Source organism: Tunturiibacter gelidiferens (genome assembly GCF_013410115.1).
Classification (GTDB): domain Bacteria; phylum Acidobacteriota; class Terriglobia; order Terriglobales; family Acidobacteriaceae; genus Edaphobacter; species Edaphobacter gelidiferens.
In genome coordinates, this window is sequence record NZ_JACCCV010000002.1 from 949,999 (window position 1) to 973,033 (window position 23,035).

General features: G+C 59.5%; 22 protein-coding genes. 8 read left to right on the top strand and 14 right to left on the bottom strand.

Going from position 1 to position 23,035, the window contains the following annotated elements; genetic code table 11:
* Positions 1-21: 21 nt before the first annotated feature.
* From HDF12_RS15950 to HDF12_RS22035, 3 genes are read right to left on the bottom strand one after another with little or no spacing between them, the layout of a single operon-like run.
* Positions 22-345 carry a DUF3861 domain-containing protein gene (locus HDF12_RS15950; protein WP_179584952.1) on the bottom strand — a complete coding sequence of 108 codons (324 nt, stop codon included), beginning with the start codon at positions 343-345 and terminating at the stop codon, positions 22-24.
* Between the two features lies 1 nt (position 346).
* Positions 347-796, bottom strand: a complete 450-nt coding sequence (locus HDF12_RS15955; RefSeq protein WP_218892482.1) for a PadR family transcriptional regulator — start codon at positions 794-796, stop codon at positions 347-349.
* On the bottom strand, positions 760-900 hold the full coding sequence (locus tag HDF12_RS22035) for a hypothetical protein (protein WP_218892483.1): 141 nt from the start codon (positions 898-900) through the stop codon (positions 760-762). Before HDF12_RS22035 ends, HDF12_RS15955 begins: the two co-directional genes overlap by 37 nt.
* Positions 901-995: 95 nt before the next feature.
* On the opposite strand from HDF12_RS22035, the gene HDF12_RS15960 reads away from it, so the two are divergent.
* Both HDF12_RS15960 and HDF12_RS15965 read left to right on the top strand, forming a co-directional pair.
* A complete protein-coding gene (locus HDF12_RS15960; protein WP_306458032.1) occupies positions 996-1,898 on the top strand; it encodes a phosphatidate cytidylyltransferase in 903 nt (300 codons plus the stop codon).
* A gap of 271 nt (positions 1,899-2,169) precedes the next feature.
* Positions 2,170-2,496, top strand: a complete 327-nt coding sequence (locus tag HDF12_RS15965; protein WP_179584956.1) for a GIY-YIG nuclease family protein — start codon at positions 2,170-2,172, stop codon at positions 2,494-2,496.
* Here the strand turns inward: HDF12_RS15965 and HDF12_RS15970 are convergent.
* Positions 2,461-2,724, bottom strand: a complete 264-nt coding sequence (locus tag HDF12_RS15970) for a hypothetical protein (RefSeq protein WP_179584958.1) — start codon at positions 2,722-2,724, stop codon at positions 2,461-2,463. The two genes, HDF12_RS15965 and HDF12_RS15970, sit on opposite strands and share 36 nt — an antisense overlap.
* Before the next feature lie 396 nt (positions 2,725-3,120).
* On the opposite strand from HDF12_RS15970, the gene HDF12_RS15975 reads away from it, so the two are divergent.
* The gene (locus tag HDF12_RS15975) at positions 3,121-4,311 is read left to right on the top strand and encodes a 1-deoxy-D-xylulose-5-phosphate reductoisomerase (RefSeq protein WP_179584960.1); all 1,191 of its coding nucleotides are present in this window, start codon (positions 3,121-3,123) and stop codon (positions 4,309-4,311) included.
* Between the two features lie 38 nt (positions 4,312-4,349).
* Positions 4,350-5,738, top strand: coding sequence for an RIP metalloprotease RseP (rseP, locus tag HDF12_RS15980; RefSeq protein WP_179584962.1), 1,389 nt, complete (start codon positions 4,350-4,352; stop codon positions 5,736-5,738).
* A gap of 196 nt (positions 5,739-5,934) precedes the next feature.
* Here rseP and HDF12_RS15985 read toward each other — a convergent pair whose 3' ends face one another.
* Entirely contained in the window at positions 5,935-6,936 is a 1,002-nt protein-coding gene (locus tag HDF12_RS15985; RefSeq protein WP_179584964.1) for a DHH family phosphoesterase, read from the bottom strand.
* A 147-nt stretch (positions 6,937-7,083) separates the two neighbouring features.
* Here HDF12_RS15985 and HDF12_RS15990 point away from each other — a divergent pair, with 147 nt between their 5' ends.
* Positions 7,084-8,151: a CPBP family intramembrane glutamic endopeptidase gene (locus tag HDF12_RS15990; protein WP_179584966.1), complete on the top strand. Its 1,068-nt coding sequence runs from the start codon at positions 7,084-7,086 to the stop codon at positions 8,149-8,151.
* A gap of 31 nt (positions 8,152-8,182) precedes the next feature.
* On the opposite strand, the gene HDF12_RS15995 is transcribed toward HDF12_RS15990, so the two are convergent.
* Positions 8,183-9,805, bottom strand: a complete 1,623-nt coding sequence (locus tag HDF12_RS15995; RefSeq protein WP_179584968.1) for a Na+/H+ antiporter — start codon at positions 9,803-9,805, stop codon at positions 8,183-8,185.
* Between the two features lie 154 nt (positions 9,806-9,959).
* Here HDF12_RS15995 and HDF12_RS16000 point away from each other — a divergent pair, with 154 nt between their 5' ends.
* A complete protein-coding gene (locus HDF12_RS16000) occupies positions 9,960-12,602 on the top strand; it encodes a penicillin acylase family protein (RefSeq protein ID WP_179584970.1) in 2,643 nt (880 codons plus the stop codon).
* An 8-nt stretch (positions 12,603-12,610) separates the two neighbouring features.
* On the opposite strand, the gene HDF12_RS16005 is transcribed toward HDF12_RS16000, so the two are convergent.
* Entirely contained in the window at positions 12,611-13,231 is a 621-nt protein-coding gene (locus HDF12_RS16005) for a hypothetical protein (RefSeq protein ID WP_179584972.1), read from the bottom strand.
* Positions 13,232-13,239: 8 nt separating this feature from the next.
* The gene (locus HDF12_RS16010; protein WP_179583710.1) at positions 13,240-14,808 is read right to left on the bottom strand and encodes a hypothetical protein; all 1,569 of its coding nucleotides are present in this window, start codon (positions 14,806-14,808) and stop codon (positions 13,240-13,242) included.
* Positions 14,809-14,940: 132 nt separating this feature from the next.
* Here HDF12_RS16010 and HDF12_RS16015 point away from each other — a divergent pair, with 132 nt between their 5' ends.
* Both HDF12_RS16015 and HDF12_RS16020 read left to right on the top strand, forming a co-directional pair.
* Positions 14,941-15,306 carry a VOC family protein gene (locus tag HDF12_RS16015; RefSeq protein ID WP_179584974.1) on the top strand — a complete coding sequence of 122 codons (366 nt, stop codon included), beginning with the start codon at positions 14,941-14,943 and terminating at the stop codon, positions 15,304-15,306.
* A 207-nt stretch (positions 15,307-15,513) separates the two neighbouring features.
* Positions 15,514-16,704: a WD40/YVTN/BNR-like repeat-containing protein gene (locus HDF12_RS16020; RefSeq protein ID WP_179584976.1), complete on the top strand. Its 1,191-nt coding sequence runs from the start codon at positions 15,514-15,516 to the stop codon at positions 16,702-16,704.
* A 52-nt stretch (positions 16,705-16,756) separates the two neighbouring features.
* Here HDF12_RS16020 and HDF12_RS16025 read toward each other — a convergent pair whose 3' ends face one another.
* The 6 genes from HDF12_RS16025 to HDF12_RS16050 form a co-directional block, all read right to left on the bottom strand.
* The gene (locus tag HDF12_RS16025; RefSeq protein ID WP_257025699.1) at positions 16,757-17,962 is read right to left on the bottom strand and encodes a type II secretion system protein; all 1,206 of its coding nucleotides are present in this window, start codon (positions 17,960-17,962) and stop codon (positions 16,757-16,759) included.
* Positions 17,963-17,987: 25 nt separating this feature from the next.
* On the bottom strand, positions 17,988-18,620 hold the full coding sequence (locus HDF12_RS16030; RefSeq protein WP_179584978.1) for a hypothetical protein: 633 nt from the start codon (positions 18,618-18,620) through the stop codon (positions 17,988-17,990).
* Positions 18,617-19,315 carry a hypothetical protein gene (locus HDF12_RS16035; RefSeq protein WP_179584980.1) on the bottom strand — a complete coding sequence of 233 codons (699 nt, stop codon included), beginning with the start codon at positions 19,313-19,315 and terminating at the stop codon, positions 18,617-18,619. The genes HDF12_RS16030 and HDF12_RS16035 overlap by 4 nt, the downstream gene beginning before the upstream one ends.
* The gene (locus tag HDF12_RS16040) at positions 19,312-20,073 is read right to left on the bottom strand and encodes a PilN domain-containing protein (protein WP_179584982.1); all 762 of its coding nucleotides are present in this window, start codon (positions 20,071-20,073) and stop codon (positions 19,312-19,314) included. The genes HDF12_RS16035 and HDF12_RS16040 overlap by 4 nt, the downstream gene beginning before the upstream one ends.
* Positions 20,073-21,200: a type IV pilus biogenesis protein PilM gene (locus tag HDF12_RS16045; RefSeq protein ID WP_179584984.1), complete on the bottom strand. Its 1,128-nt coding sequence runs from the start codon at positions 21,198-21,200 to the stop codon at positions 20,073-20,075. Before HDF12_RS16045 ends, HDF12_RS16040 begins: the two co-directional genes overlap by 1 nt.
* 84 nt (positions 21,201-21,284) lie before the next feature.
* Positions 21,285-22,919 (bottom strand): GspE/PulE family protein, encoded by a 1,635-nt coding sequence (locus HDF12_RS16050; protein ID WP_179584986.1) that lies wholly within the window; start codon positions 22,917-22,919, stop codon positions 21,285-21,287.
* Positions 22,920-23,035 lie beyond the last annotated feature (116 nt).

Here is a 23,035-nt window from a genome sequence, read left to right on the forward strand (position 1 = left end):
ATCCCTTCACCCGCCGCTAGCCTAAAGCAACCTGCCCGGACCGTCAGAACCAACGGTCTCCGGCCGCTGCTTCAATCCACGCACAAACTCCCCCAGCGCCGGACGAATCGCTGCAAACATCGGGTCGTTGCGCTGCATCAGCGCCACCTCGGAGAACAGCTTCAAACCAACTCCCAGCGACGCGACCGTGTCGTTATCGAATGGCAACCGAGTCTGCATTCGCTCCACGATCCCCAGAATATCGTCGTGGTTCGCAGTCTCGAACGACAGTGTCCGTCCCTCCACCGGCTCTCCCTTCGCTCCAGTCAGCGCCTCCACCGTGATCTTGTAACGGTAAGAGTTCATCTCAAGCCCTCTCAATCTGCTTTGCAGCAGCGTCAATGATGTCCGTAATCACGTGAATCTGTTCCGTCGTCAGCGGACCCTTCTTCATCCGCAGCGCCATCCGGAAGTTCTCCACCGCGCGTTCAATCTGAGGAGAACGACCACTCCCCTGCTCGCTGCGAGCATGGTCCATCCTCGCGAAGATCGCATCCACCACCGCTTTATTCTCAGCCAGTGACTTCGACCCCTCCTCCGTGATCGTATAAAGCTTGCGCGCGCCCTCGGAGACCACGGTCGCGTGTCCCATCTCCTCCAGCATCGTCAGCATCGGATACACCACCCCCGGACTCGGTGCATACATCCCGCCCAGCCGCTCCTGGATCGACTTGATGATCTCGTATCCATGGCTCGGCTTCTCCGCAATCTGCTGCAAAATCACATAACGAAGATCGCCTGCCCCAAAAAACCGCATCGGCCCTCCGCGTCCTCCGCGAAAGCCGTGCCGCCCGCCAAAGTCGCCAAATCCGCCCCGTTGATCGTCCCTGTGTCTCTCACCACGCCCTTCTTCTGTGCCATGGCAACCTCTGTAGTGCTCGTGTAAGTGTTCGTGTAAGTTTCTCATGAATGGATAGTACTAAGATATATCTTGATAAGTCAAGATATAAAATAAAATGATCTTTTATGACCCGATATATCCTGTTCAGGACTTCATGAAACGCGTCCTCACCGCCACGGTTCTCATCCTCGCCGTCTTCGCCCTCATCTTCTTCGGACAGCTGTGGATGATCACACTCTTCAGCGCCATCGTTGCAGAACTCGCAGCCTATGAATACCTCAAGCTGGCCTCCGTCGGTGCAGAAGCACACGGAGCCAAACTCCGCATCCCCATCTGGTGGATGACCCTCGGAACCGCTCTCGCCTTCGTCGTCACCCTCCCCAACGTTCCCGTCGAGTCCCAGCTTCCCGTCCTCAGCGGACTCACCCTGATTCTCTTCGCCTGGAACGGCTTTCGAGCCCCGCTCATCCAGGTCCTGCCCGACACCGCCCAGGGCCTCTTCGGCCTCATCTACATTGCCTACCCCCTCACGCTGGTCCCCCTCCTCTGGAAACAGGAGGATGGTCCCGCGCTCGTCCTCTTCCTCATGGTCTGTGTCTGGGCCGGCGATATAGCAGCCCTTTACATCGGCCGCGCCTTCGGCAAACGCAAGCTCGCCCCCCGTCTCAGCCCTGGCAAAACCTGGGCGGGCTCTATCGCCTCTATCGTCGGCAGCGTGATCGCCGCCAGCATCGTCATCGCCATCGCCGACACCCTCACCGCCCACGGCAACACCCTGCTTCACATCTCCGAGCCACTCTGGCAATCCCTCCTGCTCGCCGCGATCCTCAACATCGCCGCCCAGCTAGGAGACCTTCTCGAGTCCGCCATCAAACGCGGCGCAGGCGTCAAGGACTCCGGCACCATGCTTCCCGGCCACGGCGGCATCCTCGACCGCATCGACGCTCTCCTCCTCGCCGCCCCAGTCCTCTGGTACGTCCTTCTCCTCAAGGACTACTTCGGCCTCGGCCGCTTCTAACGGCACTCCAAACGTTCTCGCACTTGCCGTTGTCCGCCTTTGCACTTTCCGTGTCCGCCTTTGCACTTTCCGTGTCCGCCCTTTGCACTTTCCGTGTCCGCCCTTTGCACCTGTGTCCGCCCTTTGCACTTGCCATTGTTCGCCTTTGCACTTGCCGTTGTCCGCCTTTGCTGTCATCCTGAGCGCAGCGAAGGATCCCGACACACTCATACCCACCCATACCGTTCCACCCTTTCTGCGAAAACAACCCGTTTTTCCCCACAAAACAACCATGCCAGAAGGCCACGTCTATATCCTCGGCAGCCGCACCGGAACCCTCTACACCGGCGTTACCAGCAGATTCGACCAGCGCCTCTTCGAACACAAAAACGGAATCAAGTCCACCTTCGCCAGCAAATATCACTGCAACCGTCTTCTCCTGCACGAGCGTTTCGGCGACATCCGATCAGCCATAGCCCGAGAAAAAGAAATAAAAGGCTGGACCCGAACCAAAAAACTAGCCCTCATCATCCAGCAAAACCCTGACTTCAAAGACCTCGCTGCCCAACACGGCTGGCAAATCCTAACCCCACACCAGAACATAGCCGACCAGAAATAAGAGTCGAAGAAACCCGCGATCTCTCAACTGCCGTGCCCGCTCTCGCCTCGCATCAGCCCGCGCCATCAAATCATCAGCCTCTGCCATCGAATCATTAGCCTGTGCAGTCAAATCAATCGACTGTGCCATCGAATCCTCAGCCTGTGCAGTCGCCTCTGCCGTCGAATCATCGCCTTTGCTGTCATCCTGAGCGCAGCGAAGGATCCCGAAGAGGTCGGACCCACCCATACCGACCGTCCACCCCTTTCTCACCCAAATCGCACAAATTCCCCGGAAGCCCTCGCGGCCAAATCTTGTCAAGCCCAGAAACAGCTCAAACCCGCCTCAATCAAGGGAATTCGCATGGCGTATTAGTTTCCCTCAACCGGCTATACTTGAAGTAGTTCTGAAGTAAACCCCGACGTTTACCAAGGATGCGACGTAACTCCTTTGACTGGACATATTTGCAAGTAACCCTTTGTATATGAAATATTTACGAGACAACGCGACCCCCATATCTATGCAAGGAAAAGACTTACGCGCAGGTAATAGGGGGGGAGACCCCTTCGGCAGGCCAGCCACGCTGCGCGCCGCCAGCCACCTTGAGAATCCAAAGCACCCCATAGACCCCGAGGCCGAGGCCTCGTGAAAAAGCTAGCAATCCTCGGCTCGACCGGCTCGATCGGCCACAGCACTCTCTCCATCTGCGAATCCTTCCCCGACCGTTACCAGGTCGTCTCCCTCGCCGCTGGCACCAACATCGACGATGCCTTCGCCCAGTGCCTACGCTGGCGGCCCAGAGTCATCTCTCTCGCCACCGAAGCCCTCGCAGCCGCTCTGCTGACTCGCCTTAAAGCCGAAGGCATCACCAACATCGAAGTCGTCCATGGCAGCAAAGGCACCATCCATGTCGCCACGCTGCCTGAGGTCAACTTCGTAGTGTCGGCCATCGTAGGCGTAGCCGGCCTCGAAGCCACCTATGCCGCAGTCTGCGCCGGCAAGACCATCGGCCTCGCCAACAAGGAGTGCCTCGTAGCCGCAGGCGAGCTCATCATCGCCGCGGCAAAGCAACACAACGTAGCCCTCCTCCCCATCGACTCCGAGCACAACGCCGTTCACCAGTGCATGCGCGGCGGCACCGCAGCCGAAGTGAAGCAGATCTGGCTCACAGCATCGGGTGGCCCCTTCCGCAACACTCCCCTCGCCGAGTTCGAGAACATCACCCCGCAGCAGGCCCTCAAGCATCCCACCTGGGTCATGGGCCAGCGCATCACCATCGACTCCGCCACCATGATGAACAAAGGCTTCGAGGTCATCGAAGCCTGCCGCCTCTTCAACCTCCCTGCCAGCCGGGTCCGCACCACCATCCACCCTCAATCCACAGTCCACTCCCTCGTCGAGTTCGTCGACGGCAGCATCCTCGCCCAGATCTCCGTCACCGACATGCGCCTCCCCATCCTCTACGCCCTCGCTTATCCAGAGCGCGTCGCCGTGACTGAAAAAGAGGCCCTCACCTTCGACCTCACCACACTCTCGCAGCTGGACTTCTCCCAGCCCGATCTCAATCGATTCCCCTGTCTCCGACTCGCCTACGAAGCAGCCGAAACCGGTGGCAACGCCTGCATCGCCCTCAACGCCGCCGACGAGATCGCCGTAGCCGCATTCCTCGAAGGACGTATCCCCTTCCTTGGCATCCCGCGTACAATAGAGGCTGTGCTGCAGCTAACTTCCGGTCAATCTCCGGCGTCTATCCTCGATGTGCTTGATGCAGATCTTGCCGCGCGTGCCTCTGCGCGCGAAGTGATTGCCCGCCAACTCACCGGCGCCCAACGGTAGCCTGCAGCCAACCAAGTAACGAGGTCCTCCCGAACTTCATGGCAACAATCATCCAGCTTCTCATCGTCCTCGGCATCATGGTTCTGGTCCACGAGTTCGGCCACTTCGCGGTCGCCAAGCTCTGCGGTATCCGCGTCGAGGTCTTTTCCATCGGCTTCGGCAAGCGCCTCTTCGGCTTCCGCCGCGGCGACACCGAATACCAGATCGCCGCCGTTCCCCTCGGCGGCTACGTCAAGATGGCCGGCGAAATGTCCTTCCAGACCATTGAGACGGACGAGCCTCGCACAACCGATCCCGGCGACTTCAACGCCCATCCCCGCTGGCAGCGCATCCTGGTCGCACTCGCAGGCCCGATCGCAAACTTCATCCTCGCCCTCGGCCTCATGACCGGCGTCTCCATGCTCCACAACGAGGTGCAGGAGTTCATCGACGGGCCTGCCCACACCGATTACATCACCCCGAACACGCCCGCAAGCAGGACCGGCATCGGTAGCGGCGACACTATCGTCCACTATGATTCCATCGAAAACCCCACTTGGGACCAGGTCGGAATACGCTCCCTTCTGAATCTTAACCAGACCGTGCCGTTCTCCTTCATCCGCAACGGCCAGCGCACCGACACCAAACTCTTCGTTGAAAACAAGGGCGCACCCGACGACTTTTCTCTCGACAACCTTGGCCTGATTCCGAAGATGCAGACGACGCCCGTTCAGGTCGACTCTCTTGAGCCCAACATGCCCGCAGCCCGAGCTGGACTCAAGCCACACGACAAGATCCTCAGCATCGACGGGCTTCAGTTGCACTCGGTTCCTGCACTGTTGTCCTATCTTCAGAATCAGGCTGGTAAGCCCGCGGCCCTTTTGATTCAACGCACTGCGCCTGATGGCACGACGCAGACTTTACCAATTCAGGTCACTCCGGAGCTAGCAGAGACTCCCGGTGGACCTAAGGAAAAGGACTACCGGCTAGGTTTTGTGGCTGTGCAGCCTCCCGTCAAAGTAGAGAGGCTGCCGCTGGGTAAGGCAATGGTTGCGTCGTGGGAGTTCAACAAAAAAGGCTCTCTTCTTATCGTTGAGGTTCTGAAACGGCTGTTTACCCGGCAGGTTTCGGTTAAGAGTTTGCAGAGTCCGATTGGGATTGGGCAGCAGATTCATCAGGCGGCGCAGATGCCGGGCTGGATGCCTTTGATTGGCTTGATGAGCTACATCTCGTTGAATCTGGGGATCTTCAACCTGCTGCCGATTCCGATTCTCGACGGCGGCATGATCCTGTTTTTGCTGATTGAAACGATCATGCGGCGGGATGTAAATCAGCAGATCAAGGAGCGCGTGTACCAGGTTGCGTTTGTTTGCCTGCTGGCGTTCTTTGCGTTCGTCATCTTCAACGATCTGACGAAGCTCAATCTTTTTACAAAACTTAAACCTTAGTTTAGAAAAACAACAAAACCCCGGAGCGAGCATGGTTCGCTCCGGGGTTTGTTGTTTTTGCTGGTATTTTTTGAGGGTGTTTTAGAAAAAGAGTGTTTTTGGTGTGGTGTTTTGGTGGTGAGAACGTGGTGGGATGCATGGTGAATGTGGTGCATTGACCGTCACTTTTCCAGGTGGAAAAAATATGCCAACTTTTTCAACTATTTTTTTCAGGTCCGGTTGAAGCTGCTCGCAGCTCCGCCACGATCTCGCCGACTGCCTGTCGCGCTTCGTCCTCGCGATCAGGGGGAAAGCTGATCGCGCCTACGCGAGCGTGGCCTCCCCCGCCGTAGCGCTCGCAGATGGCAGCGAGATTGACCAGCTCCGAAGGCATCAGCTTGGTCCACGGGTTGGTTCCTACGGACACCTTGGTTCGGAAGCTCGATTTGCTCAACCCCACGTTGTAGGTTGCGTCAGGATGCAGGTAGTACGGGATGAACTTGTTGTATCCCTCGGTCGGCTGGTCGGAGATGTCGAAGGTGATCACGCCCTGGTCGACGGTGGCTCGCTGTTTGATGAGCTCAAGCGCGGCCCAGTGCCGGCCCATCAACGGGCCAAGCTGCTCCTGAACGAATCCCTGGTCCAGAACCTGCTGCAGACTCATCTCGGTCAGAAGCGGAATCAGTCTCTTCACCAGGGTGCCGTCGGCGGAGCTTTCGATGACCATCGTCAGCTTCATCGCAGGCTCGGCCATCTCGACTGCGGCCTTGGCGCTTTCGTACCGCGCGCCGTCGACGATGTCGGCCCACTGGATCAGCTCCAGCATGGGAGCTGTGTCGAAGCCGAAGTTGACCTGCGTGATGTCTGCGATCAGGCTAGTGCAGGAGATGTAGTTCGGGTTGAAGAACTTTCGCATGCGCTGCGAACCGTCGGCCTGTCCTGCTTCAAAGTTCATCTGGTCTTCGGGCGTCAAAAACGCACTCTGGTGATGATCGAACCACCAGGTCACCTTGGGCGAAGCGGAGTATTTGAAGTCCACGATCGCGTTTTCGCCGCTGATGAACTCGGCTTCGTCGAAGAGTGCGCCTGCTCGATGCACCAGCCCATGGTAGGAGTACGAGGTCGCCGTCTTCACGCACTCCCGGTGAAATCGCGTGAATAGCGAAGCCGAACAAGCACCATCGAAGCACTTATCGTGATAAAAAATCTTACAGTCCAAATCGGCTCTCTCCCGTGCTCAACACCTTTCCTGGAAGGTGTGAAGAGTCCAGCATAGCGCACCCTGCATCGGTCGCGATCCCTGTCACTTCGCGGAACTTCCCGCAGGCTCTTCGCGTATACCAAATCCAGCCCTACGAGGATTCCCTTGCAGACCAATACCCAAGATCCATTGCCCGACACGCCGCTTCCTCCGACCCCGCACTCTCCGATCGAGCGACCCTCGCCGCTGCGCCATGTGTTCTTCGGCACGGACGGGCTTCGCGCCGGCTGGAGCATGCTCATCTTTATTGCTCTCTTCGCGGCCTTTCTCTTTCTCGCGAACTTCATCACGCACAAGATTCATCCACCCACCCACCACACCTCGCCGGACCACACTATCCCCTTTTACTTCATGTTTCTGAACGAGGCCGTACCGCTGTTCGGAGTTGGGATCATCACGTGGATCATGTCGAAGGTGGAGCGCCGCCCTATCGGCGTCTATGGTCTTGGAGGTGCCAGCAAGCTCCCGCACTTTGTCGCGGGGCTCGCCTGGGGCATCATCTGCCTCACACCGTTCATTCTCATCCTCTGGAAGGCTGGTTTTCTTGTCTTCGACAATCGCCTCCTCTTTGGCAGCGACATACTCCGCTACGGCGCGCAGTGGCTGGCGTTGTTCTTCGCTGTCGGTTTACTGGAGGAGTACTTCACTCGTGGCTATCTCCAGTACACGCTCACTCGCGGCCTGGCCGGCCTCTTTCGATCAGCCTTCAAAACTCCTCACAGCAACGTTCTTGCCTTCTGGACTTCGGCTGTCATCTTTTCAACGTTTTTTGGCCTGATCCACGGCAGCAATCCCGGAGAGTCGCCCATCGGGCTGCTTACCGCAGGTATCGCCTCGATGATGTTCTGTCTCGTCCTCTGGCGTACCGGCTCTCTCTGGTGGGCCGTCGGCTTTCACACTACCTGGGACTGGGGCCAATCCTTCCTCTACGGAGTAGCCGACAGCGGCATCATGGTGCAACACCACCTCCTCGCTACCCACCCCGTCGGCAAGCCGCTGCTGAGTGGAGGCACAACGGGTCCTGAAGGCAGCGTCGTCATCCTGCCGATCATCATCCTGATTATCGCGGTCATCGTCTTCACGCTGCCGCGCACCAACGCGGGCTATACCCGGCTCCTGGAGCCACCGGTCGAGTCTCAGGATGGTGTCATCAGGGGAGCTGGATTGGAGTAGTTCCATCTGGAAGGTTTACGGCATGCCAGAGCTACGCGATCGGCGTCCCCTGATACCTGGTCTCGGCGAGGTCCAACTCGCGCTCCATCGTCCGCAACGTGTCATCACTGATCCGCCCCCTGTCGCGCAGACTGATCAGCGTGCGTCGCTCGGCCTGCAAGGCATCTTCCAGGATGCTTCGCAGACGTGTCATCGTCTCGGTGTCGGCGGCCTCAAGATCTCCTTCTTCGCCACCGCCGACGGCTGCAAGCTTGTGCCTGTACCGATGAATCAGGTCGTCGTATAGATGCTCTGCGTCCTGCCCTTGCCGCTTGCGTTCCTCCTCAAGATGATGAAGCGCCGCACGAAGTACGATTCTCCGTGCCTCCTTCTCCTCCGGATCCATGCCCGGTACGCCGGCCAGTCCCAGCGCGCGAATCAACGCGGGCAGCGTAAGACCCTGGAGCACGAGGGTGACCAGGATGACACAGAACGCCAGAAACACGATCAGGTTTCTTGTCTCAGCTCTACCGTTTCCCAGCATCTCCGGAACAGAGAACGCCGCAGCCAGCGCGATGACACCGCGCATTCCTGTCCATCCGACGACGAAGACCTCGCGCGGGCGCAGTTCCTCCTCTTGATGCCCCATCCATCGCCGTTCCACATACGACGCGATCTTGATGGCCGGAAAGACCCAGACCATTCGCAGCACGATCAGCACCACGCTGAAGACGGCTCCGTAAAAGATCAGCGTTCCCCTGCCGAACTTGCCGTGAATCCCGTTCAGGACGTAGGGCAGCTGCAATCCGATCAGCACAAAGACCAGGCCATTCAGCATGAAGGTCAGTGCGTCCCAGGCGCCATGCACCTGCAGACGCACCTCCGGCGAAAAGAACTGCGTACTCTTGCGGCTCAGGTAGATTCCGCACGCCACGACTGCCAGAACTCCTGAGGCCTTGGCGTGCTCTCCTGCGATGTAAGCTGCGTACGGAACGACGAGACTCACCACGAGCTCGACCGGACCGTAGTCGATGAACTTTTCCAGCCAGCCCACGATCACCCCGATCAGCAGGCCGATCCCGATGCCTCCGATTACCAGATACAGCAGCCTCGCCAGGCCCCCGCCCAGCGTCGGGGTCTCACCGCCCTGGATGATTCCAAGTCCAATCTCGAGCGCCAGCAGACCGGTCGCATCGTTCAACAGGCTTTCACCTTCCAGGATGTCGACGATCCGCCTGGGCAGGCCGATGGACTTTGCAATCGAGGTTGCGGCGATCGCGTCTGTTGTTGCGACGACCGCACCGAGCAGAAAGCCAGCCTTCCAGTCGAGCGCAGTGATGAAGTGCTCGGAGAACTCCGCTACGCCCCACACCGTGAAGCCGACCAGCCCGAACGCCATCAGGCTTATCAAGATTGCGTTGCGGCGAAACTCACGCCAGGACATCCACCACGCGGACGCGTACAGCAGCGGCGGCAGAAAGACCACGAAGACGACGTTCGGATCGAGCGGAACACGCGGCATACGCGGCAGGAAGCTGATGATCAGCCCCGCCAGCACCAGCACGATGGGATAGGGCACCTTGATCCGCCGCGCCATCGCCGCAAAACCGGCGACCAGCACCAGCAGAAGAAGAATGACTGTCTCGACAGCATGCAGACTCGATCCAGCTTCCATAACACCCTCGTTTCGGTCCGGCACCGCGTTGCAAACGAAACTACGTCCAGTGTCTCTGAAACTGATGCCAAGTAAACCAGATTAAATGACATGTGCGAGGCGATGTCGAGTTGCGCGCAGATTCCCGCACTCCATTTACACTTCGATCAAGGCTATGAACCCGTACGAATCGATCGCCGCAGCAGCCTCCCCGGAAGAAGCCCGCACCGCTCTGCGGGTTCAGCGCAGACGGATCTTTTATCGACTCGTCGTTATTTTTACTTTGCTCGTGTTGGTTTCCGGCGCGGTTGGTTTCTTCTACGCGCGCCATTGGACTCGCCAGGCGATGCACGATGCTCTGCCGCAGCTGGATGGAGTCATCTCCATCTCTGGGTTGTCCGCTCCAGTCTCGGTTCAGCGCGACGGCCATGGCGTTCCTCATCTTCGGGCAAGTTCGCTTGACGATCTGGTGACGGCGCAGGGATATGTGACCGCGCAGGACCGGCTGTGGCAGATGGATGCGCTGCGCCGACACGCCGCGGGCAACCTTGCGGAGATCCTCGGTGCGCCTCTGCTTGAGCACGATCGCGCTCAACGCACGCTGCAGATTCGCGCTGCGGCCGATCGTGCGCTGGCTACTCTCCCGGCAGATCAGCTTCATCTGCTGGAGCGCTATGCCGCTGGCGTCAATGCGTCGATCGCCGACCAGAGCGCTCATCTTCCGCTCGAGTTTCGGCTGCTGCGCTATGTGCCTGCGCCGTGGACTCCGCGCGACAGCCTGCTGATTGGCTTGGTGATGTTTCAGGATCTTACGAACAGCTTTCCGCAGGAGTTGAATCGCGAGGCGCTTACGGCGCGGCTGCCTTCGCATCTGGTTGGGGACCTGTATCCTGTGGGCTCGTGGCGCGACCATCCGCCGGCTCAGCCGCTGATCGATCTGACTGCGCCGCAGCAGGATATTCCGGATATTCCACTCGACGAATCGCAGACGAAACTTCGGAGACCGGCGCTTCCTACTGCGAGTCCCGAAGATCTGCTCGCCCTGCAACAGATACTGAAAAATCCTGTGTGCGACGGATGCTTTGCGGGGTCGAACGACTGGGTCGTCTCAGGCGCTCACACGGCTACAGGCAAGCCGCTGCTCTCCAACGACATGCACCTCGCGCATAATATTCCGGGGATCTGGTATGAAGCGGATCTTGAAGCACCCGCGCCGAGTGGAGATCTGCACGTCTCCGGCGTCTCACTGCCCGGCGTCCCGTTTATCATCGTCGGCCACAACGCCCATGTGGCATGGGGATTTACGAATCTCGGCGCTGAGGTGCAGGATGTCTACGTCGAACACATACGCGGTAGTGGCGACACGATGGAGTATCAAACGCACGACAGCGCCTGGCATGCGGTGATTCACCAACAGGAGATCATCCACGTCAAAGGAGCGAAGGATGTTGTCCTTGATGTGCCTGCCACTCAGCACGGCGGCGTGAATACGCCTGTCATCTCGGGCATCTTTCCCAGCGAGAAGCGCAGCCTCTCCCTTCGCTGGACGATCTACGATCCCGCAAACATTTCGCCATCGTTTTTGGCCGTCGATACGGCAACCGACGGCGCCGGCCTTATCTCTGCCTTCTCCAGCTTTGGCGGCCCTGCGCAGAATCTCGTCTATGCGGATGACCAGGGCCACATCGGCTACCATGCCGTCGGAAAGATTCCGATTCGCGGCAATATCGTTACGCCAAGCCCCATCAGCCCGGTTCCCGCCGACGCGCTCGACCCCGCGCAGGATTGGGTTGGCACGATTCCCTATGACAACCTGCCGCAGGCGACCGACCCGCCCAACGGCATCCTCGCCACCGCGAACGCCCGCGTCACAAGCGACGACTATCCCTACCCCATCACTCTCAACTGGGCCGCTCCCTACCGCAATGAGCGCATCTGGAAGGTCCTCACTGCGCGCGCCGCCGAGACCAAAGACCACCTCACCGCCGCAGACATGCTCGCGCTCCAGACCGACGTATACTCCGATGTCGATCACGTCATCGCTCAGCGTCTCGCCTATGCCCTCGATCACACCACCAAAGCCGAGTTCACGACAGAAAAGGTCGCCGCAAAACGTCTTCACCAGGCTGCCGATCTTCTCCGCGACTGGAACGGCAACGTGGAAGCGGACGCCGCGGCTCCCGCCATCGTCGTTGCTACTCGCGCCGCGCTGTGGCCACTCCTGCTCGACCCGCAGTTCACGTCGCAGCCCGGAACAAAATCGGATCTTCAGCCTGGAGTCCGCCGCACTGGAGCGGCTCTCTACACCTGGGGCAACAAATCCTACGCGGAAGAGTGGCTCATCATGCACACCCCCAGCCGCTGGCTTCCCCCGGCCTATTCCTGCTGGGACGACCTCCTCACCGCCGCCGTCTCAAAAGCCCTCGCCGATAGCCACGCTCCAGCCGATCTCTCCAGGTGGCACTACGGAGAGTTCCGGCCCATCAACATCGAACACCCCATCTATAGCCAGTCTCCGATCCTTCAGCGCGTCCTCGGCCTGCCCACCAGCCCCGGCCCCCAGCCCCAAAGCGGCGACGACGTCACTGTCAAGCAGGTAGGCCACAGCTTCGGCCCCTCCGAGCGCTTCACTGCCGATCTATCCGAACTCGACAACAGCACCCTAAACCTCGTCCTCGGCGAATCCTCCAATCCTCTGAGCGTCTGGTTCATGGATCAGTGGCCAGCCTGGTATCACGGCACCACGTTTCCCCTGCCCTTCAGCCATGCAGCAGTCGATGCCGCCACCACTCACACCTTGACGCTCACTCCGAAGTAGCGACGGTCTCAACTGAGAGGAATCGCGATGCCATGCTGCAGGCGTAGATGCCCTGGAAGTTTCAGCTTTTTGAGCTTTCGCTCAAGCACATCCACCTCCGCCACCGCAATCTTTCCGGACCACTCGCACTCCCCAAGCTCTACCGAGACGATCTCGCCCTTCTTCAACCCCAGCAGCAGCCCCCGAATCGTGGTCACAAGTCCGACATCGAACGCGATCTCGTGAACCTTCACTCCTGCCAGCCGGACATCCACATACGGGTGCAGGGTGGAGTGGATGGAGTGGTCGGCGATCGCTGAGACAATCTCCATCTCCGGGTTGCTCCGGCTCTGCCGCACGTCTTCCATAAACTTCGAGTAATGCTTCCATCCGTTCGCCAGCGTTGCCAACACGCTTACATGCATCGCCTCCGCCAGCGAATCGGTCACACCCTCTTGTACGCTGCTCCACGAGATCATCTTCGGAACTTTCTTGCGCAGATCCGTCAACTCCTCCGCGCCGAGCCCCGCCTTCAGGTCGGTCTCTGCCTCGCCGCCTGAGACCAGCGAAAACAGATCTCCTATGCTCATATTCTCGGTAAGAACTGCAGTCGCTTCTTTCGTTCTGTTCTCCTCGGCTGTCTCTGTCATCGCTGCTCCTATCCGGACCTGCGTCTCTTTTTCGAAAACGTGATGCGCTCTTCAGCGGGCCCCATATCAGATACAAAACTCAGCGACACATACGTCTCTCTGCCTAACAACTTCATCTTCGGCACCTCCCAGCGGCAGCCTGTAGTCACCTTCACCAGCGTGTGCATGCCCCAGAGCCCCACTCCTGCGATTGTCGTAAGCAGCACAGCAACCCACGGCGGGACCACCGGGCCCACCTGCAGCAGAATCTCGCGGTTCAACTCGCTGGTCCCCACCACGGCCCTGGCCGATACCTTGTATAACTTCGGCTTCGCATAACGATGTGTGCCCGAATCGGTTACAGTCTCCATCGCCGAACCGTCGCCCCAGTTCAGCTGGTAGCTCGTCCCAGCATGCGACGGCGTCAACGCCGGCACCACGACGATCTTTCTTCCTACCACCGGTCGAAGGGATGAAGGAGTTAAGGTCAGAGCGACCTCCGATGGCACCAGAGGGATAACCGGACTCAATCCGGACGGCGGCGGTTCGATCGCAGGAATGCTCTTTGGATGGTCCGGACTCGACGACGCTTGAGGCTGTGGCGTCTGTGTATTCACCGACGGCGCCTCTGAGGTCTGAGCTGTCGACGGCGGCGCACTCGGTGTCGGCCCTGCTGGTGTCTGCGCGCTCTGAACCGGTTGTGGTGGTTGTCCGTTGTCAGACGGCTGCACCGTCTGCGGGGGCGGCAAACCTGGCGCCTGCGAAGTGATCTGTTGCGGCAGCGGCGGCCGATATCCATACGGCGGCAGCGCCCCATAGTAGGGAATCGGCGGCGGTGTCTTCGGAGGATGTCGCGGATACGTCGGTGCCGGCGTCTGCGATCCTTTCGGCGGCCAGCGCGGAGGTTGCCGGGTAGTCATACCGGTAGCAGGCGGCGGATTTTTTGTCGTTGATGGTAGCGAGTTCGATCCAGTCCCCGGTGACTCCTTCGAGCCTTCGCCTGAAGCATTCGGGTTTTGCGCCGTCCCTGGCGGCGAATTTGACCCAATCGTTCCCGACCCGGTCGAGGCTCCCGTGGTGTCTCGTGTAGGTGTAGGTGTAGGTGTTGGTGTTGGTGTAGGTGTTGGTGTTGGTGTAGGTGTTGGTGTTGGTGTAGGTGTAGGTGTTGGTGTTGGTGTTGGTGTTGGTGTAGGTATAGGCGTCGAAGCCGATCCAGTTGTCCTCGTCCCGATCGGTTGCCGGTTCATGTACAGCTGGTTAGCGGGATTCGCCGCTGGCGCAGATCCGGACGGCTGCGTCGGAACAGTGGCCCCCTTCGCCGGCGCACTCGCTGTTGGCGATTGATAAGGAAGCGTCTGGAGCGGCTTGAGCGTACCTGTCGGTTGAGGTTGCACCAACGGCTGCTTCTGCGCATTCGTCGGCGCCACCTTCGCCCCAGCGGCAGGAGCTCCCTTCGGTGCCGGTTGCTGCCGCTTGTACGACGTTCCGGAGGTCGAGCCGCCTTTATGGTTTGTCCCGTTCTGCGCCGCCATCCTCGCTGCGCCCATCCCAGCGCATACCAGACTCAGCACTCCGATCCATCCAATGCGTCTCATCATGGAACTCCTCCGGGGATCGCAGGCTTCCACTCTTTGAAGAATGGTGTCACAACCCTGTAAACCGTTTCCGAGTAAAATCCTTTGCGTGCACGCGGGCCGCGAAACACCATCCTGAAAAAAGAGGACAACTCAATGGCACACCCCTTCTGTCACCTGGAGTTAGGGAGCACCGACGTTGCTAAAGCCAAAACCTTCTACACAAATATGTTCGGCTGGACGATCACCGACACGGATATGGGCGGCAGCATGATCTACTCCACCTTCAAACCCGAGGGCGACGGCCCCGGCGGCGGCATGATGACACAACCCGTCCCCGGAGCGCCGTCGGCCTGGCTGCCCTATGTTGCAGTCGACGACATCCACGCGGCTACAAAACAAGCCGCGGGCCTCGGCGCGAAGGTCCACGTAGACGTTCAAGAGGTGCCGAACATGGGCTGGTTCAGCGTTATCAGCGACCCCACCGGAGCACCGCTCGGCCTCTGGCAGCAGAAGACGTAACCCCCCAACGACGTATCGCAGCGGGTCAGCTCAACGGCCGAGTCCCCTTTGTTCTCTCATCGCCGGAGCCCAATACATCGGCGGGTGCGGGTGCCCCATACATCGCAGTCTCATCGCGATGTGTGGGCCTTCGTGCGCAGCACGAACCGCTTTCCTCACATCAGCCTCCGCGCTTCGTTCAGGGCTCCGTCATACACTAATCAGCAGATGCGATCCTCTCACCTTCTTCTGGCGCTCACCCTGGTAACAACACAAGCCGCGAACTTTGCCTTTGCTCAATGGGATATCGAAGAGTCCCACACCACCGCAAGCCTGCGCGGCATTCACAACGTTGGCGGAGGAGTCGCGTGGGCCAGCGGCACCAACGGCACCGTGCTGCGCACCGAAGATGGCGGCTACCTCTGGCAGACCTGCGCGATACCGCCCGGATCTGAAAAGCTCGACTTCCGCGGCGTTCAGGCGTTCGACGAAAACACCGCCATCGTCATGTCGAGCGGCCCAGGCGATCAATCGCGCCTCTACAAAACCACGGATGGATGTCAGACGTGGAAACTCGTCTTCATCAATCCTGATAAAGACGGCTTTTGGGACGCGATCCAGCTCGAACCATTACGTACTGGTTACCTAAATGGCATCTTGATTGGAGATCCTGTCGACGGCAACTTCGCAATCTTTATTACCTCAGATGGTGGTAATAACTGGCGCAAATGGGGAAGAAACGGATCAGGCTGGAAAGGTCCATGCGGCGAACGCAATGCTAAAGCCGCGAACGGCGAAGCGATATTTGCAGCGAGCAACCAATCGTTACTCTTTAGCACTTCTGTCTATCCCGAGTTTCTCTTCGTAACGGGCGGAAAATCAAGAGCAAGACTAGTCTCTAGTAATTACTCGGAATGGGATGGCCCACCTTGCTCTACGAGTTTCATGTCTGACCGACTGGATTTCGGCGGCGGAGGCTCATCTTCAGGAGCGTTTGCGCAAGCGATAACAAAATGGGACGGATGGTTGCCAGAAAAAGTCATGGTGGTTGGCGGTGATTACACGAAACCTGAAGAACCAAGCAGGACATCCCTGCTTATTCAGAAGACTGGATTTCACGTCCCCTTCAGCAGCTATTTCGAGAATCCTGTGATAGCTCAAACGCAACCCCACGGCTACCGCTCTTCCGTAGCCTACGACGCCGATCAAAAACTCTGGATCACCGTGGGCCCCAACGGCACCGACATCTCCACCGACGACGGCAAAAACTGGCGTCCGCTTACTCCCTCACCGACTGACCCTGCGGATGCCGACAAGAACTGGAACGCGCTCTCGCTTCCCTTCGTCGTGGGTCCGCATGGACGTATCGGCCGTCTGCGCACCATCGATCAAAAAGCAGCGGTCACAAAGAAACCGTAGTCGCCCGGCCTCAAGCTACGATTTCCCGCGCAACACTGGAGCCTCAAAGGGATCACTGAGGCTGCTGTGGCGTAGTCGGAGTAGTCGTGCCGCTCCCCTGAGTCCCTGATGAAGGAGACGACCCGAAGCCCGAACTTGGCGATGAGCCAAATCCTGAGCTGGGCGACGAGCCAAATCCGGAACTAGGTGAAGACCCAAATCCCGATGTGCCTGACGATCCAAACCCAGACGTTCCAGTACCAGTCCCAGTACCACCAACACCGGAGCTCAGTCCGCCGGCCGATCCAAGTCCCTGCGTTCCTCCACCCTGCAGACCCGCGGCGGCTTTCATCTGCTCAATCCGAGGATCGTAGATAAACTCCCACGTGTTGTACGACGTCTGCTCGTTCAGCACCTTGATCGACGTCCCCTCCTTCGGAATGCCAACACCGACGAACGGTGCTCCACCCCCCGAAAAACCACCGGTGGATTGGCTGGCAATCCCGGCCGCAGACCCCAATGTGCTGTTCGTGCCGGTCCCAGTTGAGGCGGCTCCCGAGCTGTCCGTTGAACCCGTCGCCCCGCTCGCACCGGGGCTTGAAGTTCCAGCGCCCGTGGTGCCACCCGAGGTAGCCCCGGCGGAGCTTGTACCTCCCAGCGTAGTTCCGGAAGAGCCCCCAAAGGCGCTTGACCCCGACCCTGCCCCCGATGAACCGAATGCGCTGCCGCTCGAAGACCCAAATGCCGACGAGGAACCTGCGGCTCCCGCCCCGGCCGCCCCAGGAGATGCCAGGCCCGCGGCCGAACCCAACCCCGGCGCAAGACCCGTCAATGGCTTGCCGAAGAATCCCTTCACTGTAGTCTTCGCCTCGCCGACGTGAATCAATCGCCAATCCGCCTTGCCCGTGAAAGGATCGACGTACTCCTGACGCAGATACTTCACAGGCGTTCCCTTCGCCAGCGCATCCATCGTGCCCGGATAGGAGTTGTTCTTGCGGTAGTAGAGCTGGATCGCGCGCACGTACTGGTTTCCGCGATGGACCGCCTCGACCTCCTTCTCGCGCCTCAGCTCCTGCGCCATCTTCGGAGCCGCGATTCCCAGCACCAGCAGAATGATGAAGATCGCAACGATCAACCCCACCAGCATGAAGCCCTGCTCTCCGTGTCGAACATCAATGTGGAGGTCATCAATGTGCAGATCCCCGACGCGCAGATCACCCTTCGCGCACACACGGGGATTGCGGTCACCGAGCCGAAAACCGGGGCGAAGCTTCCTCATCGCATCTACCTCCAGCTTCGCAGTCTCACCGCGCCAACAGCGGCAGCGTCTGCGTATTGTTGTTCGCCATATCCTCCACCTGCACGGAGTTGGCCGAGATCGTTATCACCTTATACCGCCGCTGCACGATATCGCCATTGGAGGCCAGAAACACATCCTCCCCGTGCAGCAGAAATGCTCTGCGTGTTCCGTCCGCGGCGGTCGCGGTACCAAAGAACTTCAGGTCGATCGGAGGTGGTGGAGGCGGACCAGGTGGAGGTGGCGGCGGACCCGGCGGCGGAGCCTTCACCGTTCTGACTGGCACAATCGGCTTTGGGATATCAATCGGGGCAGAGTTCGCCGAAAATATATTCCGTCCACCACCCGAGTACACCAGCGACTCAGTGACCAGCATCGCATCCATTCGCAGCGTCGGATCAAGCTGTGCCGAGGTCGTCCCAAGCTTCTTCGCCGCCGCACCCGCGATATTTCCCGACGGCAGCGCAACAACCGCCCCCGCAGCAGGAGCAGACCTCGCCGGAGCCGTGACGACCACAGGCGGCGCCACCGGAGCAGGGCTGTCATCACGCAGCTCGTAGTACAAGACGCCAGCCGCAACCAGCACGAACGCAACGATCGCAGCGCCCTTCTTCTGTTGATCCGCAGTCAGCCGCATCATCGCTGGCCTCCCGCCGCAGTTGCTTCCGAGGTGCTGTCAGCCGCCTTCTCACCAGCACCAGCTACGCTCTTCTCCGAGCCTTCGGTCCCCACCGGCGACCGCAGGTAAGTCGTCAGCCGCAGCCTTAGCCCGACCGTCCCGCTCTGCTGCCCGGTCAGTGTAAGCCCCGTGATCAGGAAGTACATCTTGTCCCGCTCCAGCAAGTTGATAAACAGCACCAGCGGCCGGTAGTCCCCACTCAAGCTCGCATCCATCCGCGCCTCGGTCAGTGCGCCGACGGTCCCATCCATCACCGGCGAGTAGGCATACTGCACCCGCGTCAGTTTCACTCCCTGCTTCTTCGCCAATGCGCCCAGCTCTCCAGCCACCTCGGAGTTCGCAAACGGCAGCCGCTGCTTGTAGAACTTGTCTGCATCCTTCGTGGCCTGCGCCAGCTTCTCGTCCAAACCTTCCAGTGGCTGTCTTGCGATCTCCGCCGTCCTCATCTGTACCATCTGGTCCGCCAACGCAGCCGCATTCTGGCTGTTCGCCGCGCGCCACGCGAAGGCCATATGCGCCAGCAGGTAAAGATTCACCAGCCCCAGCGCCACGACTCCTGCGATATGGAAGTTCTTCAGGGTGCCCAGACGGCTCGCCTTCTCGGCCCACTGCTTCGCCGCAACTGCGGTTCGCTTCTTCTCGGCTACCGTCGTCATCGCGCAGCTCCCTTCTGCGCTGGAGTCTTCGCCAAGCCGCTTTTTGGAGATGCAGGAGATGCGCTCTTCGGAGCCGTCGCCCTCTTCTTCTTCACCCCGTCCGCGGGCGAATCACCCTCCGCTGCACCGCCCTTGCCCTTCGCCGCGACATCCTTCACAGACCTCTCCGGCAGCGGGTTATATCCACTCAACACATCGAACTGTACTGCGCCGGGAACCGTCACCTGCGCCGCACTCCGGTTTCCCTCCTGCGTCTGCGCCTGCTCCGAAGCAAGCCTCGGCGAAAGGAACCGTTGCGACGTCTCCAGATTTCTTACCAGCTGCACTGCCTTGTCGCGATCGCCGCTCACCCGCAGCCGAATATTCACATCGCCTTCCTTCGTAATCGCCGGATCGATGCTGGTCACCTGCACCCCAACCGGCAGCACCTTCTCGAGGTCCATCATCACGGCCGTCCAGCTGAAGCTCTTCTCGGCAAACATCTGGTTCAGAAAACGCGACCGCTCCAGCACTGCCATATTCTGCGGCTGGTGCATCCTCGCTTCGTTCGCCTGGCGCTCGTTCTGATACCTCTGCGTCTTCGCCTTCAGTGCGTCCATCTGCGCCTGCGCCACGCGAGCCTTGGCATTCAGAGAGTGCAACGCAAACCCCAGCCCCACCGCCAGCAGAGCCAGCACTACCATCGCCAGCCGAAGCTTCGCAAACAACGGCCTCAGCTCAATGAACGGTCGATTCGCAAGATTGACAGAGATTCGCATCAGTTCTTCAGCGCTCCCCGGACGCCGGCCAGCCAGCCTCGCGGCACACTCGCCGTCACCGCTCCCGCCTCCATCATCCCTGCATCCATCATCTCGCGCACCCGCAGGCCCTCCAGCCCGTTCTCTTCGGTCGCCGCCGTCAGCGTCCCCGCATCCAGTGTTCCCGCGATCAGCAACTGCTCAGGAGCCGTATGCAACGAGTCTTCAAAGTAAGCCGCCGCCACGCTCACCGCCTGCGCCACTTCACGCGCCGCTGCCTGCGCCTCAATCTCTCGCACCAAAGCCGAATTCATCACCGAAGGCGGCATTCCAGAAGGCGCATCGAACCGATCCCATCCATCGGGCCCCAGCGGCTCCTGCCGCGCCCACTCCTGCACCGAACTCTCCCGGTCCACCAGCGGTATCGCGCTCTCAACCAGTTCAACCGGAGCACCTGCACTCGCACCCATATCCACAGAACGATGCAGCAGCAGAACTCCCGCCTGCACAATCGCCGTCGTCACCGAACCGAGCCCGGCGTTAACCACCAGCACCGGCGACGGCGTCTCGTCTAGGCCCGCCAGCGCAGCCAGCGTACTCGGCAGCACCGCGCCCGGCAGATATCCCGCAGCCAGCACCATCGCCTCGTACTCTTCGAGCACAGCCTTCGGGATCGCAACCGCCAGTAGCTTGATCGTTCCCTTCTCGCTCGACATCACCTGGTAGCTCACCATTGCATCATCCGCGTCGAAGGGCAGCAGCTTCTTCAAACGAAACCGCACCAGAGGCAAAGCCTCCGCCACTTTGGTGGGCAGCTGTTCGAAGTCCAGAAACAACACACGCACCGCCGAATCCGGCACCACCAGCGTCACATCCCGAAGGCGCCCCGCGCCCCGCTCTGCCCGATCCGACGACCCACGCCCCGAAACCGTGTCGAGCGCCTTGCGCACCGCTAACGACACGCAAGTCTTATCAACGAGGTTGCCAGGCTTCAGTCCAGGAGCCAGCGCGCCATTCGCCAGGTCAACTCGTGCCACAGCGGTCAGCAGAGCAGAGGCATCTTCAGCCCGCGCCGCCACGACGCCCTCTGCGCGAACCTCAACCGCCAGCCGCGGCCGCGTGCCCAATGTCTTCGGTAAAATTTCCATTCCGTCCTAGACTACCTTGCTCTATCGATTGTCACTACGTCACCATCGTGGTGCGCGGTGTCAAATCGTGTTTCCGCGGCCCGTCTACCGTCCCGCCTCGATAAACGTAACCTTGTTGATCTCCTTCAGCGTCGTGATCCCATCCCTTACTCTCTCCAGTGCCGAATCCCTCAGAAACGCCATCCCCTTCTGCTTGGCTTTCTTACGAATCTCGCTTCCCGGCTTCTTCGCCAGCAACATCTCGCGAATCTCATCGTCCAGTTCCAGCAGTTCGTGAATCGCCGACCGTCCACGATACCCCGTCCCGCCGCACTCAATGCATCCAGGTCCCTCGCGAAAATTGAACCCGCGCCACTCGTGCAGATCCAGACCGCTCGCCAACAACTCTGCATCGCTATAGTGCACGTCTCTCACACAAAATTCACAAACCTGCCGCACCAGACGCTGTGCCAGAATGCAGTTCAGCGCAGAAACAAAGTTGTAAGGTTCAACACCCATGTTCAAAAACCGGCCCAGCACGTCGACCACGTTATTCGCGTGCACCGTTGTGAAAACAAGGTGCCCCGTCAGCGCGGAGTTGATGGCAATCTGCGCGGTCTCCGCATCGCGAATCTCTCCGACCAGGATCTTGTCCGGGTCATGCCGCAGAATCGACCGCAACCCTCGAGCAAACGTCAGTCCCTTTTTCTCGTTCACAGGAATCTGCGTGATGCCGCGAATCTGATACTCCACTGGGTCTTCGATCGTGATGATCTTATCTTCTTCAGATTTAATCTCGTTCAACGCAGCGTAAAGCGTCGTCGTCTTACCCGAACCCGTCGGCCCCGTCACCAGCACCATCCCATACGGCTCTTTGATGTACCGCCGAAACCGTTCCAGATCCTTCGCCGCAAACCCCACCACATCCAGCGATAGCGACTTGAACTTCTCCGACATCGACTCTTTGTCGAGCACACGAAGCACGGCATTCTCGCCATGCACCGTCGGCATAATCGACACACGGAAGTCGATCAGCCTGCCCTTGTACCGCACGCGGAAGCGACCGTCCTGCGGCACGCGCCGCTCTGCAATATCCAGCTCGCTCATGACCTTGATACGCGAAAGAATCGTCTGATGATGCTCGCGCGCAATCGGAGCCATCGCCTGCTGCAGCACGCCGTCGATGCGGTACTTCACCAGCAGCGAATCATCGAAGGTCTCGAGGTGAATATCCGAAGCGCGTCGCTCCAGCGCCGTAAAGATCGTCGTGTCCACCAGCCGGATAATCGGCGAGATATCGTCTTCGCTCGTCAGCCGCTCAATCGAAATATTCGAGTCCTGGTTCTCATCGCCGTGCAGCACATCGAACGCAAGACCCTCACTCGCCTCATCGAGCACACGCTGGCTCTGCTCGGTCTTCTTCAGCAGTTCGGTGATCTGGCTCAGTGTCGCCACCCGCGTCACCAGCCGCTGTCCCAGCAACCCCGAGATCTCGTCCAGCACCATCAGCTTCGAAGGATCAGAGACCGCAATCGCAAGCTTGCCCTCCATCTGCTCCAGCGGCACGAAGTTGTACCGGAACATCATGTCCACCGGCACGCTCTTGAACAACTCATGCGAGATCTTGAAGTTCTTCAGGTCTACGAAATCAGCACGATAGCGTCGCGCCAGCGACTGCGCGCGCTCCACCTCGCCCATTCCTGCCTCATTAATCGGTATTGCCAACGGTGCCATTGCCATATTCGTAAGACTCCTGTTCCAACCAAACCGTCACTCACACCTTCGCGTCATTCACAGTGTGTTCAAACGATCTTTCTTGCGCGAATCCGGTCATAAGAAAAAGCCGAAATCCGCAG

Excerpts from the sequence above, each read along its gene's own strand:
- HDF12_RS15950 (WP_179584952.1), bottom strand. The coding sequence starts at position 345 with ATGAACTCTTACCGTTACAAGATCACGGTGGAGGCGCTGACTGGAGCG.
- HDF12_RS15970 (WP_179584958.1), bottom strand. The coding sequence starts at position 2,724 with ATGGGTGGGTCCGACCTCTTCGGGATCCTTCGCTGCGCTCAGGATGAC.
- HDF12_RS16000 (WP_179584970.1), top strand. The coding sequence starts at position 9,960 with ATGAACCCGTACGAATCGATCGCCGCAGCAGCCTCCCCGGAAGAAGCC.
- HDF12_RS15965 (WP_179584956.1), top strand. The coding sequence starts at position 2,170 with ATGCCAGAAGGCCACGTCTATATCCTCGGCAGCCGCACCGGAACCCTC.
- HDF12_RS16015 (WP_179584974.1), top strand. The coding sequence starts at position 14,941 with ATGGCACACCCCTTCTGTCACCTGGAGTTAGGGAGCACCGACGTTGCT.
- HDF12_RS16045 (WP_179584984.1), bottom strand. The coding sequence starts at position 21,200 with ATGGAAATTTTACCGAAGACATTGGGCACGCGGCCGCGGCTGGCGGTT.
- HDF12_RS16025 (WP_257025699.1), bottom strand. The coding sequence starts at position 17,962 with ATGAGGAAGCTTCGCCCCGGTTTTCGGCTCGGTGACCGCAATCCCCGT.
- HDF12_RS16035 (WP_179584980.1), bottom strand. The coding sequence starts at position 19,315 with ATGACGACGGTAGCCGAGAAGAAGCGAACCGCAGTTGCGGCGAAGCAG.
- HDF12_RS16010 (WP_179583710.1), bottom strand. The coding sequence starts at position 14,808 with ATGATGAGACGCATTGGATGGATCGGAGTGCTGAGTCTGGTATGCGCT.
- HDF12_RS15960 (WP_306458032.1), top strand. The coding sequence starts at position 996 with ATGATCTTTTATGACCCGATATATCCTGTTCAGGACTTCATGAAACGC.
- HDF12_RS15955 (WP_218892482.1), bottom strand. The coding sequence starts at position 796 with ATGCGGTTTTTTGGGGCAGGCGATCTTCGTTATGTGATTTTGCAGCAG.
- HDF12_RS16040 (WP_179584982.1), bottom strand. The coding sequence starts at position 20,073 with ATGCGAATCTCTGTCAATCTTGCGAATCGACCGTTCATTGAGCTGAGG.
- HDF12_RS16050 (WP_179584986.1), bottom strand. The coding sequence starts at position 22,919 with ATGGCAATGGCACCGTTGGCAATACCGATTAATGAGGCAGGAATGGGC.
- HDF12_RS22035 (WP_218892483.1), bottom strand. The coding sequence starts at position 900 with ATGGCACAGAAGAAGGGCGTGGTGAGAGACACAGGGACGATCAACGGG.
- HDF12_RS15995 (WP_179584968.1), bottom strand. The coding sequence starts at position 9,805 with ATGGAAGCTGGATCGAGTCTGCATGCTGTCGAGACAGTCATTCTTCTT.
- HDF12_RS16020 (WP_179584976.1), top strand. The coding sequence starts at position 15,514 with ATGCGATCCTCTCACCTTCTTCTGGCGCTCACCCTGGTAACAACACAA.
- HDF12_RS16030 (WP_179584978.1), bottom strand. The coding sequence starts at position 18,620 with ATGATGCGGCTGACTGCGGATCAACAGAAGAAGGGCGCTGCGATCGTT.
- HDF12_RS16005 (WP_179584972.1), bottom strand. The coding sequence starts at position 13,231 with ATGACAGAGACAGCCGAGGAGAACAGAACGAAAGAAGCGACTGCAGTT.
- rseP (WP_179584962.1), top strand. The coding sequence starts at position 4,350 with ATGGCAACAATCATCCAGCTTCTCATCGTCCTCGGCATCATGGTTCTG.